General features: G+C 65.6%; 13 protein-coding genes. 4 read left to right on the top strand and 9 right to left on the bottom strand.

Annotation, left to right across the window (positions count from 1 at the left end; all coding sequences use genetic code 11):
- Positions 1–35 precede the first annotated feature (35 nt).
- Positions 36–1,814 (bottom strand): putative bifunctional diguanylate cyclase/phosphodiesterase, encoded by a 1,779-nt coding sequence (locus QX094_RS13620; protein ID WP_315825571.1) that lies wholly within the window; start codon positions 1,812–1,814, stop codon positions 36–38.
- 191 nt (positions 1,815–2,005) lie between these two features.
- Positions 2,006–2,974, bottom strand: coding sequence for a sensor histidine kinase (locus tag QX094_RS13625; protein WP_315825570.1), 969 nt, complete (start codon positions 2,972–2,974; stop codon positions 2,006–2,008).
- Between the two features lie 181 nt (positions 2,975–3,155).
- Between QX094_RS13625 and QX094_RS13630 the strand changes: the two genes are divergently transcribed.
- The gene (locus QX094_RS13630; RefSeq protein WP_315715120.1) at positions 3,156–3,998 is read left to right on the top strand and encodes a glucose 1-dehydrogenase; all 843 of its coding nucleotides are present in this window, start codon (positions 3,156–3,158) and stop codon (positions 3,996–3,998) included.
- 173 nt (positions 3,999–4,171) lie between these two features.
- Here the strand turns inward: QX094_RS13630 and QX094_RS13635 are convergent, their stop codons facing one another.
- From QX094_RS13635 to QX094_RS13650, 4 genes are all read right to left on the bottom strand, one after another.
- Positions 4,172–5,548, bottom strand: coding sequence for a cytochrome P450 (locus QX094_RS13635; RefSeq protein WP_315751885.1), 1,377 nt, complete (start codon positions 5,546–5,548; stop codon positions 4,172–4,174).
- Between the two features lie 908 nt (positions 5,549–6,456).
- A complete protein-coding gene (locus QX094_RS13640) occupies positions 6,457–6,615 on the bottom strand; it encodes a hypothetical protein (RefSeq protein ID WP_213737209.1) in 159 nt (52 codons plus the stop codon).
- A 216-nt stretch (positions 6,616–6,831) separates the two neighbouring features.
- Positions 6,832–7,143 carry a hypothetical protein gene (locus tag QX094_RS13645; protein ID WP_315715122.1) on the bottom strand — a complete coding sequence of 104 codons (312 nt, stop codon included), beginning with the start codon at positions 7,141–7,143 and terminating at the stop codon, positions 6,832–6,834.
- 115 nt (positions 7,144–7,258) lie between these two features.
- Entirely contained in the window at positions 7,259–8,077 is an 819-nt protein-coding gene (locus tag QX094_RS13650; RefSeq protein WP_315751886.1) for an outer membrane protein, read from the bottom strand.
- Between the two features lie 289 nt (positions 8,078–8,366).
- Here QX094_RS13650 and QX094_RS13655 point away from each other — a divergent pair, with 289 nt between their 5' ends.
- Positions 8,367–8,777, top strand: a complete 411-nt coding sequence (locus QX094_RS13655) for a response regulator (protein ID WP_315825568.1) — start codon at positions 8,367–8,369, stop codon at positions 8,775–8,777.
- A 175-nt stretch (positions 8,778–8,952) separates the two neighbouring features.
- Here the strand turns inward: QX094_RS13655 and QX094_RS13660 are convergent, their stop codons facing one another.
- Together QX094_RS13660 and QX094_RS13665 are read right to left on the bottom strand one after the other, a co-directional pair.
- The gene (locus tag QX094_RS13660; RefSeq protein ID WP_315715125.1) at positions 8,953–10,194 is read right to left on the bottom strand and encodes an LLM class flavin-dependent oxidoreductase; all 1,242 of its coding nucleotides are present in this window, start codon (positions 10,192–10,194) and stop codon (positions 8,953–8,955) included.
- A gap of 45 nt (positions 10,195–10,239) precedes the next feature.
- Positions 10,240–10,521: a hypothetical protein gene (locus tag QX094_RS13665; RefSeq protein ID WP_315751889.1), complete on the bottom strand. Its 282-nt coding sequence runs from the start codon at positions 10,519–10,521 to the stop codon at positions 10,240–10,242.
- A 134-nt stretch (positions 10,522–10,655) separates the two neighbouring features.
- On the opposite strand from QX094_RS13665, the gene QX094_RS13670 reads away from it, so the two are divergent.
- Positions 10,656–12,113, top strand: a complete 1,458-nt coding sequence (locus QX094_RS13670; RefSeq protein WP_315751890.1) for a PHB depolymerase family esterase — start codon at positions 10,656–10,658, stop codon at positions 12,111–12,113.
- A gap of 44 nt (positions 12,114–12,157) precedes the next feature.
- Here the strand turns inward: QX094_RS13670 and QX094_RS13675 are convergent, their stop codons facing one another.
- On the bottom strand, positions 12,158–12,826 hold the full coding sequence (locus QX094_RS13675) for an MBL fold metallo-hydrolase (RefSeq protein ID WP_316174419.1): 669 nt from the start codon (positions 12,824–12,826) through the stop codon (positions 12,158–12,160).
- Positions 12,827–12,978: 152 nt separating this feature from the next.
- Between QX094_RS13675 and QX094_RS13680 the strand changes: the two genes are divergently transcribed.
- Positions 12,979–14,577 (top strand): alpha-amylase family glycosyl hydrolase, encoded by a 1,599-nt coding sequence (locus tag QX094_RS13680; protein WP_316174420.1) that lies wholly within the window; start codon positions 12,979–12,981, stop codon positions 14,575–14,577.
- The last annotated feature ends 114 nt before the right edge of the window (positions 14,578–14,691 follow it).

Here is a 14,691-nt window from a genome sequence, read left to right on the forward strand (position 1 = left end):
ATACGTTGGGTCGAAGGGTGTCGTCCTCCAAAAGCTCAGCGCCGATAGCGGCTGCTGCGCGCATAGACCTGGCGATTTTCCTGCACAGGGCGACTGGCGAGACTGATGCGCGCTTCGCTTGCAAGCGGGGCCGCCGGCTTCAGCTCCTCCAGGAAGATCGGACGCGAGAAGTAGTAGCCCTGCGCATAGCGGATCTTGGTCGCGGCCTGCAGATAGGCGAGCTCCTCGAACGACTCGATGCCCTCCGCGATCACCGTCATGCCCAGCGCCTCGCTCAGGGATTCGATCGCACGCAGGATGCCCTGGCTGCGCGGTCGCTTATGAATGTCGGTGATGAAGGAGCGGTCGATCTTGATCTCGTCCGCCGTGATGTCGGCGAGTGCCGACAGCGACGAATAGCCGATGCCGAAATCATCGATCGAGATGCCGACGCCGATCCCGCGCAGCAGCGGCACGATCTCGTCCTGGAAATGGCTGCGGGTCACGAACGCGTCCTCGGTGACCTCGATCATGAACCGCTTGGGAAAGCCGGTCGCTGCGATCGCCCGGGCGAAGGGCTGCATGAATTCCGGATTCGACGCCTGTTTCGCCGCGACGTTGATGCTGATCGTCGCTTCCGGCCCAAACGCGTCGTTGATAAGATCGATCGACTTGATGATCTCGTCGAGCACGAGATGGGCGAGCTCGTCGATGAGACCGAGCTCGACCGCGAGGTTGATGAACGATCCGGGTGCCTGGATCACGCCTTCATTGTCGCGCAGCCGCACCAGCGCCTCGATGCCCTTGATCTCCTCGGTGCGGATGTCGACCTTGGCCTGGAACGCGCAGCAGAAGCGCTTTTCGAGGATCGCGAGCCGCAGCGACTGCTCGACCTTCATGCGCGCCAGCGCCTCGTGCTCCATCGCGCTGGAGAAGAAGGCCAGCGTGCCCTTGCCGCCGTTCTTGACGCGGTACATCGCCAGATCCGCGTTCTGGCGCAGCACGTCGTAGCTTGCGCCGTGTTCGGGAAACAGGCTCACTCCGACGGACGCGGAGGCGAACACCTCGGCGCCGTCGATGAAGAAGGGCGCGTTCAGGCGTTCCAGCATCGCGTGCAGGAATTCGGCGACCTCCTCGGCGCGCTCGATCGGATGCAGCAGCAGCAGGAACTCGTCGCCGCTGATGCGCGACAGCAGGTCCGACTCGCGCAGGTCGCGGCTGATGCGCTTGGCGAGCTCGACCAGCAGCGCATCGCCGGTGGCGTGGCCGTAATAGTCGTTGATGTACTTGAAATTGTCGAGGTCGAGAAAGGCGAGTGCGAAGCGTCCGTCGACGCGGCCGCGCCGGACCAGCAGGTCGGCGCGATGCTCGACCACGCGGCGCATCGGCAGGCCGGTCAACTCGTCGTAATAGGCGGCGCGAAACAACTGGTCCTCGAACTCCTTCTGCTCGCTGATATCGGCCGAGCTGGAGATGAGGACGGTCTGGTCGCCGATGCGAACCGGCCGATGCGCGGTCAGCAAGGTCTGCGCGCCGCGCTCGCCTGCCACTTTTTCCTCGCCGATCACCGTCCGACCCCGGCCGAGGATCTCGCGGCAGGCCGTGCGCCGGTTATGGAGATGCGGCGCTGAGAGGCCGTCGATGCTGTTGGCGGCGGCGCCGAGCTGGACGGCGGCCGTATCGTTGACCAGCAGAAAGCGACCATGCTCGTCCTGGACCGTGACGCCCGACGGCAGCTGGCTGAGGACGCTGCGCAGGAAGCGCAGCTCGGCCTCGGTCGAGCCCAGCCCCTCATTCGGCCCGGGGGAAAAGTTGAATCGGTCGCTGCTGTACATGCGCCGATTGTGCAAAGTTCCCGCTTCATTTTAGTTAAGCGCTACGTAGAAACCCGGAACGCGCGAGCCAAGTCTCGGGAATGACGGAGCTTTGTGCCGCGGCGTCATTAACCGTTCCTGAATCGGAGCAGCGACGCGGCCGCGCGCATGCGGCGAAAGTGGTAGGCAGGAATGGCCGCCCGGCGGCCGGTTCAGCTTGGTGGCACGCGACACTGCAAGGTGCAGTGAAGGCCGGATTCGAGAAATCTGGTCTCGGTCCTGCCATCGAACGACGACAGCACGGACTTCAGCAATTTGCTTCCGAAGCCGGGCCTGCCGATCGGACCGATCGGCGGACCCGCGGCCTCGTCCCAGGTCAGATGGAGGCGGTCCTCCTGCATCGTCCATGACACCTGAAGGAAGCCGCGCGGCGAGGCAAAGGCGCCGTACTTGCCGGCATTGGTCGCAAGCTCGTGAAAGATCAAAGCGAGGCTGACGGCGAGCTTGGCAGGCAGGAACAGCGGCGGGCCGTGGAGCTCGAAGCGGACATGGCCATATGGCCCGAGCTCCGAGACCAGCAGATCCTTCAGGTCGCAGCCCTGTCCGTCGGCGCGCGCGATCAGGTCGTCCGCGGTCGCGAGCGCGCGGATGCGCTGGTCGATGCGGCTCCACACCTGCGGCTGGTCGTACAGCACCTGATGCAGCACGGCGTGAATGGTGGAGGTCTTGTTCTTGAGCCGGTGGTGCAGCTCGTCGACCAGGAGCTTGCGATACTGCTCCTCCTGGGTGAGCCGCCGGGCGATCTCGCGCTGCTTGGCGGCCAGGCGCCGGTAGTGATCGACGCCCCAGATCACCAGCAGCGCCACGACCATATACATCGCCATCAGCGCGAGCCGGGCGCCATCGGCCGGACCGCCGCCAAAATCGAGCGTCAGGCCGAGCGCCGCGCCTGCGATCGCCGTCGCCAGGCCGACGCCCGATCCGCCCATCGCGGTGGCGAAGAAGACGGCCGGCAGGTAGGGCGTGAAGAACACGTCGGGCCGCAGATGCGCCATGCCGTAGCGGATCGCCGTGGCTGCGAGCAGGCACATCGCTGCAAACATGCAGCTCCATGTCAGGGAAGGCTGCTGCTCGCCGCGCCAGATCCGCTTGATGTCGTCGATGAGTCGCGTCATGGACATCCATGAGCCTCAACTGCGCAACCAAATTAAGGCCGACGTGGCGGTAATTTGTCCGGTTGATGGAGGCCGTCTTGCGTGTGTGGCAACCTGGCGCGCAGGATGATGGTTCCGCGGCGGAACTCAGGCGCTTGTTATTCCGCCGCCCAGAACGAGCACGCAGCAGCAAAGGAAGGAGCAGGGAATGGGACGGTTGGAGGGCAAGGTCGCCGTGATCACGGGTGCGACCAGCGGCATCGGCCTGCGCACGGCGGAAATCTTCGTAGCCGAGGGGGCGAAGGTCGTCGTCGCGGGCCGGCGCAGCGCCGAGGGCGAGGCGCTGGCGAGCAGGCTCGGGGCGAGCTGCGTGTTCCGGCAGACCGACGTCACGGTCGACGGGCAGATGCGGGCATTGATCGATGGCGCGGTCGAGCGCTTTGGCCGGCTCGATTGCGTGTTCAACAATGCGGGCGGTCCGGCGCAGACCGGCGGCATCGAAGGCCTCGACGCCGATCGGTTCGACCAGGCCATGGCGGTGCTGGTGCGCAGCGTCATGCTCGGCATGAAATACGCCGCGCCCCACATGAAGCGGCAAGGCTCCGGCAGCATCATCAACAACGGCTCGATCGCCGGCCGGCTCGCCGGCTTCTCCACCTCGGTGGTCTACAGCACGGCGAAGGCGGCGGTGATCCATCTGACGAAATGCGTGGCGATGGAGCTCGGCGAGTCCGGCGTGCGCGTCAACTCGATCTCGCCCGGACTGATCGCCACCGGCATCTTCGGCAAGGCGCTGGGCCTGTCGACCGAGGCGGCCGAGAAGACGCCGGAGACGATCCGCAACGCCTATGCCACGGCGCAGCCGATTCCGCGTGCCGGCCTGCCCGACGACATCGCCTACGCTGCAGTGTTTCTCGCCAGCGACGAATCGAGCTTCATCAACGGCCATGATCTCGTCATCGACGGCGCCATCACCGGCGGCCGCAACTGGAGCCAGCAGCAGCAGGGCTATCAGGCGATGCGCAAGCTGCTGGGGGATGCGGTGGAGTAGGGGACGGCGAAGTATACATTTCGTCATGCCCGGACATCCACGTCTCTCATCCGCGCGTTGCAGCAGGATGGATGGCCGGGTCAAGCCCGGCCATGACGAGGAGGAAGACGAGGGGGAAAGAGTCCGCAACAAACCAAGATACTTGGCGCCCTCGCTGTATCAATGCGCGCGGGTCACACCGCCTTCAGCATCACCTTCAGCCCGTCGCGCGGTTTCGGGATCGGCCAGACCTGCCAGTTCGGCTGATAGCCGGGGGCGAAAGAGACCTCAAGGTTGGCGAGGAAGTGCCGCGCGAAGCACTTCACCTGCATGTAGGCGAAGTGCAGGCCGAGGCACATGTGCGCGCCGCCGCCGAACGGCACCCAGGCGAAGCGGTGGCGGCCGCGCTGGGCCTCGTCGGTGAAGCGCATCGGGTTGAACCGCTCCGGCTCCGGCCAGATCTCCGGCATGTGATGGGTGTACATCGGATTGATGCCGACGCCGGTGCCGGCGGGAATCGCGTAGCCCTTGAAGGTGAAATCCCGGATCGGCCGGCGCGGCAGCGACGGCACCGGCGGCATCAGCCGCAGGGTCTCCTGGAACGCCATCTCGGTCAGCTTCATCTTCTCCAGATGCTCCGAGTTCATCGGTTCGTCCTTGGCGAGGCCGAGGCTCGTCACCTCGTCGCGCAGCTTCTGCTGCCACTGTGGATGCGCGGCGAGCTGGGCGACGAAGGAGGTCAGCGACGAGGTCAGCGTGTCGTGCGCCGCCATCATCAGGAAGCTCATGTGGTCGACGATGTCCTGCGTCGACAGCAACGCGCCGTGGTCATCGGTGGCGCGGCACAGATGCGAGAACAGATCGTCGCCATCGCCTTTCGCACGTCGCAACGGGATCTGCTCGGAGAAATAGGCGACGATGCGCTGCCGGCCCTTGACCCCGCGCGCCATCTGCGTGCCTGGCAGCGGCCTGCGGATCGGCGCCACCGAGGCCGCGACCATGTCGACGAAGGCGCGGTTGATGGCGTCGACCTCCGGCCCGATCTCGGTGCCGAGGAAGGACGTCGCGGCGAGGTCGAGCGTGAGCTGCTTGATCGCCGGATAGAACAGCATCTCGCCCGGATTTGCTTTCCACTGCGCGATGCGCGCGGCGATGCCGCGGTCGAGGCCGGCGAGATAGGACTTCATCGGCCCGGCCTTGAAGGCGACGGACAGCGCCTTGCGGTGCATGCGGTGCTCGTCGAAATCGAGCAGCATCAGGCCGCGCGGAAACAGCAGGTTGAGGATGTGGCCCCAGCCATGCGCCGAGGAGAACAGCTTGGCCTGGTCGAACAGCACCAGCTCGTTGGCCTCGGGGCCGAGCAGCACGACGTTGACCTCGCCGAACATGTGGGTGCGGTAGACGGGGCCATACTTCCTGGCGTTGCGCTCGACGTGACCCTTGGGGTCGGCGAGGGTCTCGAATGTCTTGCCGATGATCGGCCAGCCTTCGTCGCCGGGGATATGGGTCAGTGAGTTGCGCCGCGGCGAGGTCAGGCGGAACGATGGCGTGGCCACACTTTGCATCGACATCAAGGAGGCTCCGTTTTCGAGGCGGCGGGGCGCGGCGACGCGCCGGCACACATTGAAGGGCGGTTGCAGCCATCATGCAATACGCTGCGTTATTTCGTCTCGGTGTAGTTGTGCTGCATCGCACGCGTTGGCGATCTCGCGACGCGCTTCATGCGTCCGAGTCCTGCTGGACTTGCTGCCCCCCCAAGCAGAGGGCACGGGGAATGCCGGGCGCTGGCCGCACCCATGGCCCGCCTGCAGAAAAAAATGCAGGCGGCAGGTACCACAGGTTCAGCCGAGGCATCCCGGCATTCCCCGCGCGATGGTTTTCACGGCTGCTTCGCGTTCTCCCCGGTGCGCCGGGCTTTTTGGCCACCGTTGCCTGCGCGACGCGTGAGCGCCGCTGCAAGCGTAACACCAGCATCGGGGTGCCAGGACCACGCGACTTGACCGTGCGCATCGCCGCCGTTCGTCCGCGCGGGATAACCACGCTGCGACATCGACACGCCCACCGCATCCCGCCTCAACGTTCGTGACGACCGCGAAGCGCCCCTCTTAATCGAGACGGGACTGCGTTAAGGTATGCTTGATTCGGAAAAACGAAAGCAGAATATTTTTGCGCGCAGGACTGGACAGGGATGATGTGATTGAGGTGTTTCGTGAAATGAGTTTTTCGGCGCGCACCGCTTCATGGTGATGAGCCTGTGATCGACAGGCCGGCGCGGTGCGGTTTCGCCTTCTCAAAGGCGCTTTGCTGGAAGCGATTTGCCCGTCGGCCCCGACGATCGCCAATACGTCCTGCTGTCGCTCGCCGGTGATGCCGCGATTTCGGCGGTCAATCCGCGCAGGGTCAGCGGATCATCTTTCGAGGCGGGCAAGCCTCGCCGCAGGCAGAAGCCGCCACGCGTTCCGACCTGGAGCCAAGTCCATCAGCCGCCCGATTTGTTGATCTTCTTCACCTTGGCGTCGGTTGCCTCGATCGAGGCCGCCAGCTCCAGGATCGCCTTTGCCAGGAGGTCGGCGGCCTCCTTGGGGTCCTGCGAACGTTCGGCGCGCAGCGCGTAGTTCTTGGCTGAGGAGAGCGACATTTGCGACCTTTCTCGCGGAAAAACCTGCCGGGTCGAGACGGCGGGCTGCCTGGCGCATCCTACGCGCGAGCGGTCCCCCGCGGACCGTGCGCGATTGGCGGCGAACATGGCAGGCCGGGGTTAAGAAAATCCTCGTGACACCCGAGCGCCGATGCGTCCTCGGCTGCGCGCGTAGCCGCGTCGCGCACGCGTCGGTTCGTCCCAAGGCGCCGATTTTCAAAGTGCGACGCCATGACGGTAGGCGAGTTTCGCGTGGCCGTATATCCGTGTGCCCCGCCGCGTCACCTCAAGGGCGATCTGATCGCGGTCGATTCGGGTCATCAAGACGCCGAGGCAGTCATATCTCGCCGCTCCAATGTCGCGGCTGGTTTCGACGTGCAGCTGTAGGCGAGCCGGGTCTGGGCCGAAGTTGCGCACGATCGCGTCGTCGCCATAGAATCGCTTGATCGTGTCCTTGATGAAGATGATTTCATCAGCAGACACGGGGGCGGGCGGCCGTGGAAAGCATTGAGGTTTGGCAGCAGGCATGCCGCTCAAAGTAGCGCCCGGGCAGTTTGGAGCCAAGCCTCGCCGGCCCTATGGTTTGACGGTGCTCACTCTCATCGGCGAGCGCATGACAGTGCGCGTCAGGACCAGCCGCGCCTCAGAACTTGTAGGCGAGGCCGATCGTCGCCGTATGAGTTCGCGTCGTCACGTGCGCGGTGAAGCGGTCGTCGAACCCGACCCCGACGCCGCCGGCGACGAAGAAGGGCTGAGTCCAGGTGCCGAAATCGGCGTAGCGGTAGTCGGCCCGCACCAGCCAGCGGCCGCCGATCATGTGCTCGATGCCGCCGCCGACGGTCCATCCGACCCGGGTCGAGGCGTAGGTCTCATCGTGCGGACTGCCGAAGCAGAACGGGTTGCCGGGAACGATGGTGCAACTGGCGTTCAGCTCGAGGCGCTGCCATGCCACGCCGCCGCTGCCATAGACCAGCGTAGATGGCGCGATCAGATAACCCAGACGGGCGCGCACGCTGCCGTCCCATGTTTCCTTCACTGAGCCGGACGGAAGGCCGACCAGCGGGATGCCGAAGAACAGCCCGGCCGTGCCCGGCAGCGCACTCGCCCGCTTGGTGTTGTCGGCCCAGCCGAAGTCGCCCTCGACGCCAGCCACCCATGACGGAGCGAACTGCCAGTTGACGCCGAGATAGCCACCGATCCTGGCGGCGACGCTGTCCATCGCCCCGCCGGTGCCGGCCGTCGGCACGAACACGCCGGCACCGAAGTTCGGGGAGATGTCGCTGGTCCGCCAATCATTGTCCGCCCAGCGGGCGCCGACCGACACGCCGGCATAGACGCCGGTCCACGACGGCGCGGCGACAACCGGCGGTGCCTTCACCGGCAGGTCGGCCGCCTTCGCCGCTCCCGCCAGCGCGATGCTCGCGAACGCGAACGCAATCGCCGCTACTCCAGATTTCGTCATGCTTTGCCCTAGCGCGCGACGTCGATTCGACATGGTTGCGGCACCATCGCCGGTTGCATCGAACGCGGCAATTGCATCGCGATCGGCTGAGCCAAAAAGTTCGCGGTGTTGCTGGTGGGATACGTCGACTTGGCCGAAGCGACGTTGGACGGTCCACCCCGCCCGAGGTCGGCCCCCGCGTCCTCTTGACCCGTAAATCCACGGAGCCAAATGTTTACCACCCGGCCATCGGCCTCATCTAGCAACGGCCAGACCTGACGTCTGGTCAGCAGATAACGAGGGCAAGGGCATGAGCAATCAGTTGCTGGTGATCGAGGATGCCGAGGTGCATCTGTCGATCCTGCGCAAGATCGCCGCGCAGTGCGGCTACGAGGCGACCTGCGTGACCTCGGTCGGGGCTGCGGCGGAGGTGCTGCGCCAGCGGACCTTCGACTGCATCACCCTGGATCTGTCGCTCGGCGATCGCTGCGGCGCCGATATCCTGCTGCTGCTCAACGAGCTGAAATCGCGCACGCCGGTGATCTTCATCAGCGGCGCCGAGGACGCCACGCGCGAGGAGCACGTCCGGCTCGCGACCGTGCTCGGGCTCGTCGTCTATCCGCAATTCCAGAAGCCCGTCGACCTGCCGGCGCTCCGCGAGACACTGAAGCAGATCGCGACCATCGCCGACTGCGAGAGGCTGGTCGCGGCGGTGAGGTGAGGGCCATGGGTAGGGCGGATTAGCGCAGCGTAATCCGCCGTCAGGGTACGGCGTAGTGACCTGCCCACTTGGCATATACGATGCTCGATCGTGATACCGACGACGACCTGATGAAGTCTCTCGTGAGGGTCGGCGGACTACGCTGCGCTAATCCGCCCTACGCACCGTCGTTGATTCACCCCCGCTGCTTCGCCGCGGCCTGCTGCAGGTCCGGCGCATTCACCGCGGGAATCGCGACGCGGCCGGGTCCCGTCTGCGACAGCGCCGCGGCGGCCTTGTCGTTGTCCATGATCTTGGCCATCACGGCCTGGCCGGCGCGCTCGAAGATGGCGCGGTTCTCGATGACGAATTTCTGCGAGCGGCGCAGCCCGTCGATGTAGCCGTTGATCTCCGGCACGACGTAGCGCGCGACCATGTCCCAGCTGCGGCGCGTGTTCTCCGGATTGGCCCAGTCGTGCACGAAGCCGATGATGGCGCCGACACCGCCGGACACCTGCATCAGGTTCTTGATCGTCTTGACGAGGTCGTCGGGCGTGCCGATCGTCGACGCCGCGCCGTCGACGAAGGCGGTCTTGTCGACGGCTTCATCGGGCGAAGAGAACGGCTTCAGGCCCGGCCGCATCAGGGTGCCCACGGTATACTCGTTGTGCCAGCGCATCAGCCCAGGGCCGGCCTCGCGGCGCGCCTGCTCGCGCGTCTCGGCGATGTGCCAGGACAACAGCACGCGCCAGTTCGCGCGGCTCACGGTCGTGCCGTGCTTCTTCGCGGCATCCTCGGCGAACTCCCATTGCTGCGGCAGCGCCATCAGGCCCTGCGTCGACATCGAGCCGAGCGAGATGATGCCGATGCCGTATTTGCCCGCGAGCGTCATGCCGGACGGCGAGATCTGCGACGCCACGACGAACGGCATCTCCTCCTGCAAGGGGAGGATCTGCAGCGCTGCGTCATTCATCGTGAACCAGTCGCTCTTGGCGGTGACGCGCTCGCCGTTGAACAGGCGACGGATGATCGCGATCGCCTCGTCCTGACGGTCACGCTGCGTCATCGGATCGATGCCGAGCGTGTGGGCATCGGAGGCGAGCGCGCCCGGGCCCGAGCCGAAGATGGCGCGGCCGCCAGTCATGTGATCGAGCTGCACCATCCGCTGCGCGACGTTGTAGGGATGATGATAGGGCAGCGAGATGACGCCGGTGCCGAGTCTGATGCGCTTGGTGCGCTCGCCGGCTGCGGCGAGAAACATCTCGGGCGAGGCAATCATTTCCCAGCCGCTGGAATGATGCTCGCCGCACCAGAACTCGTCATAGCCGAGCTCGTCGAGCTGAGAAACCAGATCGAGGTCGCGGCGGAATTGCAGCATCGGATGCTCGCCGATCGGATGATGCGGAGCGAGGAAAGCGCCAAATTTGAGCCGCGCCATGTGTGTTTTCTCCCAAGCGGAATTCGTTGTTGCTTGCCGATCAGGCTAGTTGGCGCCTCGGTGTGAGGCAATCATCTTGCCGCGCACGGCGACCGGTGCATGGCTGCCATTTGTTTGTTTACTGATCGCCGATCGGTGCTCACACTTCATTCGCGCGGAGCGATTCGCCATGTGATGAAGAATGATGCCGTCGAGCGCGTGGTGCGGGTCTTGCTGGTTGCGGCGCGCCTCGCTCTCACGTTCGCGGCGATTGACGTGCCCCGCGGTTCGCGTTTCGGTGATTGCTGCGTGAAGTGCCGCCTCGGCGTGGCATTTAGATCGCAGCAAGAACGAAATTCGCAATCAAATTGCTGAGGTCCGCAGTCTCGCGGGCTTTTTCTTTTGCACTGCAGCAACCATCTGGGTGATGGTGGATTGTCTACCCGCTGACGTGAATACGTGAATGCCTAAGGAGCTTGCCGTTGTCCCTCGCTGAAAATGTTGAGTACTTGCGAAGGCTGCGCGAGCTGAACAGCATCACCGGATTTGCCGATTTTCATCGTCAGCCGCGTCGCGCCCCGGAGACTCCACTGATCGAGATCGAGCATTTCGGCACCAATCCTGGGCGCCTGAAGATGTTCGCCCATGTGCCGGCGCAGCGTCAGCCGCTGGCGCCGCTGGTCGTCGTGCTGCATGGCTGCGGGCAGGGCGCCGCCGAGTACGATCTCGGCGCCGGCTGGTCGACGCTCGCCAAGCATTTCGGCTTCGCGCTGCTGTTGCCGGAGCAGCAGCGGGTCAACAATCCGCAGCGCTGCTTCAACTGGTTTCAGTCGGAGGACATCACGCGCGACCAGGGCGAGGTCGCCTCGATCCGTGAGATGATCGCGCGCATGGTGGCGGACTATGCCATCGATCCCAGGCGCATCTACGTCACCGGCCTGTCGGCGGGCGGCGCGATGACCATGGCGCTGCTTTCCGCGCATCCCGAATTGTTCGCTGCCGGCGCCGTCATCGCCGGGCTGCCGTTCGGCACCGCGCGCAGCATGCGCGACGCGATCCTGCAGATGCGGATGCCGCCGGCGCGCCCCGCCGGCGAGCTCGGCGATCTCGTTCGCCGTGCCTCGAACCACCGCGGCAAGTGGCCGAAGCTGTCGGTGTGGCACGGCACAGCGGACTACACGGTGCATCCCGACAATGCGGGCGAGATCGTCAAGCAGTGGCTGGACCTGCACCATCTGCCGTTGGCGCCAATGGCCGCAGCCGAGGTGAACGGCTATCCGCATGAGCAATGGTGGAATGCCGACGGCGAGACCGTCGTGGAATCGTTCACGATTTCCAACATGGCGCATGGCACGCCGATCGGGCTCGCGGCCAACGACAAGCGCTATGGCAAGGCCGGACCGTTCCTGCTCGAGGCCGGCATTTCCTCGTCCTATCACATCGCGAAATTCTTCGGCGTCACCGATTGGATTCGTCCGCTCAAGGCGGCCACGACGTCGCCGAGCACGAAGCTGATCCCGCAGGTGTCGCCGATCTCGGCGGTGCCGGCCTTGACCAAGATCTTGCGACGCGCGGCGGACGCCCCATCCCCCGCTGCGGAGCCGGTCGACGTCAAGCCAGCCGAGATCAAAGTGGTCGAGCCCCGAATGTCGCCGACCGGCATGTTGCTCTCTGCACCGGCATCCGCTGCGGTCCCGCAGCCCAAGGTCGCGCCCGAGGCGCCGGCATCCGAGTCGCGGAAAGCGGCGAAGCCCAAGCCGGACCAGAAGCCGGAGTCCAAGCCCGTGGCCGTCTCCAAGCCCCCAGAGCCGAAACGGCTGGAGTCGTCGACCGGCGAATCTTCGATCAACGGCAGTGGCGCGACCGCCAAGCCGCGGCGCCGGACCATCAACGTCGCCGCCGTGATCGACCGTGCCCTGCAAGCGGCCGGCCTGAAGTAGACGCGCCGTAGCCGTTCATGGCTCGCGCGCGAGAGACGCGCGGGTCAGACGGTCCCCGTCAGGAACGGGTTCGTCATCCGCTCCTGGCCGAAGCTCGATCCGGCGCCATGGCCGCAGATGAAGCCGACGTCGTCGCCGAGCGGCAGCAGCTTGTCCTTGATCGAGCGGATCAGCGTGTCGTGGCTGCCGCCGGGCAGGTCGGTGCGGCCGACCGAGCCGTTGAACAAGACGTCGCCGACATGGGCGAAGCGCATTTCCTTGTTGAAGAACACGACACTGCCCGGCGAATGGCCGGGGCAGTGCAGGATGTCGAAGACGAGCTCGCCGATCTCGACCCTATCGCCTTCCTCGAGCCAGCGGTCGGGCGTCACGTCGCGCACGCCCGTGATGCCGAAGCGCGCGCCACTGGCGACGACGTTGTCGAGCAGGAATTTGTCGGCGACATGCGGCCCCTCGATCGGCACCTTCAGCTGATCGCGCAGATCGGCCGCGCCGCCGACGTGATCGATATGGCCATGCGTCAGCCAGATCTTCTCCACGGTGACATTGGCCTGCGCGATCGCCGCCTGGATGTTCGGCACGTCGCCGCCGGGATCGATCACGATCGCCTTCTTCGTCGCCTCGCACCACAGGATGGTGCAGTTCTGCTCGAACGGCGTCACGGGCACGATCATCGCGCCGGCCTTCGCCCTGGTCTGGTTCTGCTCGGTCATGGCGCCAGCATGCCGATTTTTCGCAATGCGCCAAGTGAAAAACACCCTGCGGGCGGCGGCTCGACGTCCCGGCCAGGGCGACCAAGGGGGGCTTGTGAACCTGCCGCCGGTTCCTGCGTTGGGCCGCACGTTGCGAGCAGAAAGCGGTCGACATGGCGGAGCAGGGCGCCTGGTGGCGCGAGGGGATTTTCTACCAGATCTATCCGCGCTCGTTCCAGGACAGCGACGGCGATGGGGTCGGCGACCTCACCGGCATCATCCATCGCCTGCCCTATCTCTTGACGCTCGGTGTCGATGCGATCTGGCTGTCGCCGATCTTTACCTCGCCGATGGCCGATTTCGGCTACGACATCGCCGACTACACCGGTATCGATCCGCTGTTCGGGACGATGGAGGATTTCGACGCGCTGGTGAAGGCCGCGCATGACGGCGGCCTCAAGCTCATTCTCGATCTCGTGCCGAACCACACCTCCGATCAGCATCCCTGGTTTCTGCAGGCGTGCCACTCGCGCGACGACCCGCACCGCGACTGGTACATCTGGCGCGATCCCGCCGCCGATGGCGGGCCGCCGAACAACTGGCTGTCCGAGTTCGGCGGCAGCGCCTGGCAGTTCGAGTCCCAGACCGGGCAGTACTACTATCACGCCTTCCTGGCGCAGCAGCCGGACCTGAACTGGCGCAATGCGCAGGTGCGGGCGGCGATCTATGACGTCATGCGGTTCTGGCTGCGCAAGGGCGTCGACGGCTTTCGCGTGGACGTGATCTGGCACCTCATCAAGGACGCCGAGTTTCGCGACAACCCGGCCAATCCCGACTATCACGGCGGAAGGCCGCCGCATGAGCAGATCTTGTCGCGCTACTCCGCCGACCAACCGGACGTGCACGAGGTCGTCGCCGAGATGCGGCAGGTGATCGACGAATTCGACGACCGCGTGCTGATCGGCGAGATCTACCTGCCGCTGGAGCGGCTGATGACCTATTACGGCAAGGATCTCGGCGGCGCGCATCTGCCGTTCAATTTCGCGCTGCTGTCCGCGCCCTGGCATGCGCGCGAGATCGAGAGGATCATCGCCGACTACGAAGCCGCGCTGCCACCGGGCGCCTGGCCCAACTGGGTGCTCGGCAACCACGACCGGCCCCGGGTGGCGAGCCGTGTCGGGCCCGAGCAGGCGCGGGTAGCGGCGATGCTGCTGCTGACCTTGCGCGGCACGCCGACGCTGTATTACGGCGACGAGATCGGGATGCATCAGGTCGCCATCAGCCCGGAGCAGGTGCGCGATCCCTTCGAGAAGAACGTGCCCGGCATCGGCGTCGGCCGCGACGGCTGCCGCACCCCGATGCAATGGAGCGCGCTGCCGCAGGCCGGCTTCAGCCAAGCCGCGCCGTGGCTGCCGGTTGCCGATGACTACATGCATGAGAATGTCGTCAATCTGACCGCCGACCGGCGCTCGATCCTCAATCTCACCCGTGCGCTCATTCGTCTGCGGAAGCAGCACCGCGTGCTCGTCACCGGGTCCTATCGGTCGGTCGCGGCGCAAGGCGATCTCCTGCTCTACCGCCGCGAAGACGACGGCGAGGTGCTGACCATCGCGCTCAATCTCGGCGGCGAGCCGGTTTCCATCGCGACCGAAGCAGGCGGCCTTACCGGCGAGATCCTGCTCTCGACCTGGCTCGACCGCGGCGGCGAGCGCATCGACGGCACGCTGGATCTGCGCGGCAATGAGGGCGTGGTCGTCGGCAGGAGGACGTAGCCACTTCTCCGGCGAGGGGGCGGCGCGTCGCAATCGATGTCGTTGAGGCCCGATCGCAGGGCTTCGCTGGACGCCTTCAGCGGTATTGCTCGCGTCTTCCGTGCCGCCGTGTCC

It is taken from the genome of Bradyrhizobium sp. SZCCHNS1050 (assembly GCF_032484785.1).
Classification (GTDB): domain Bacteria; phylum Pseudomonadota; class Alphaproteobacteria; order Rhizobiales; family Xanthobacteraceae; genus Bradyrhizobium.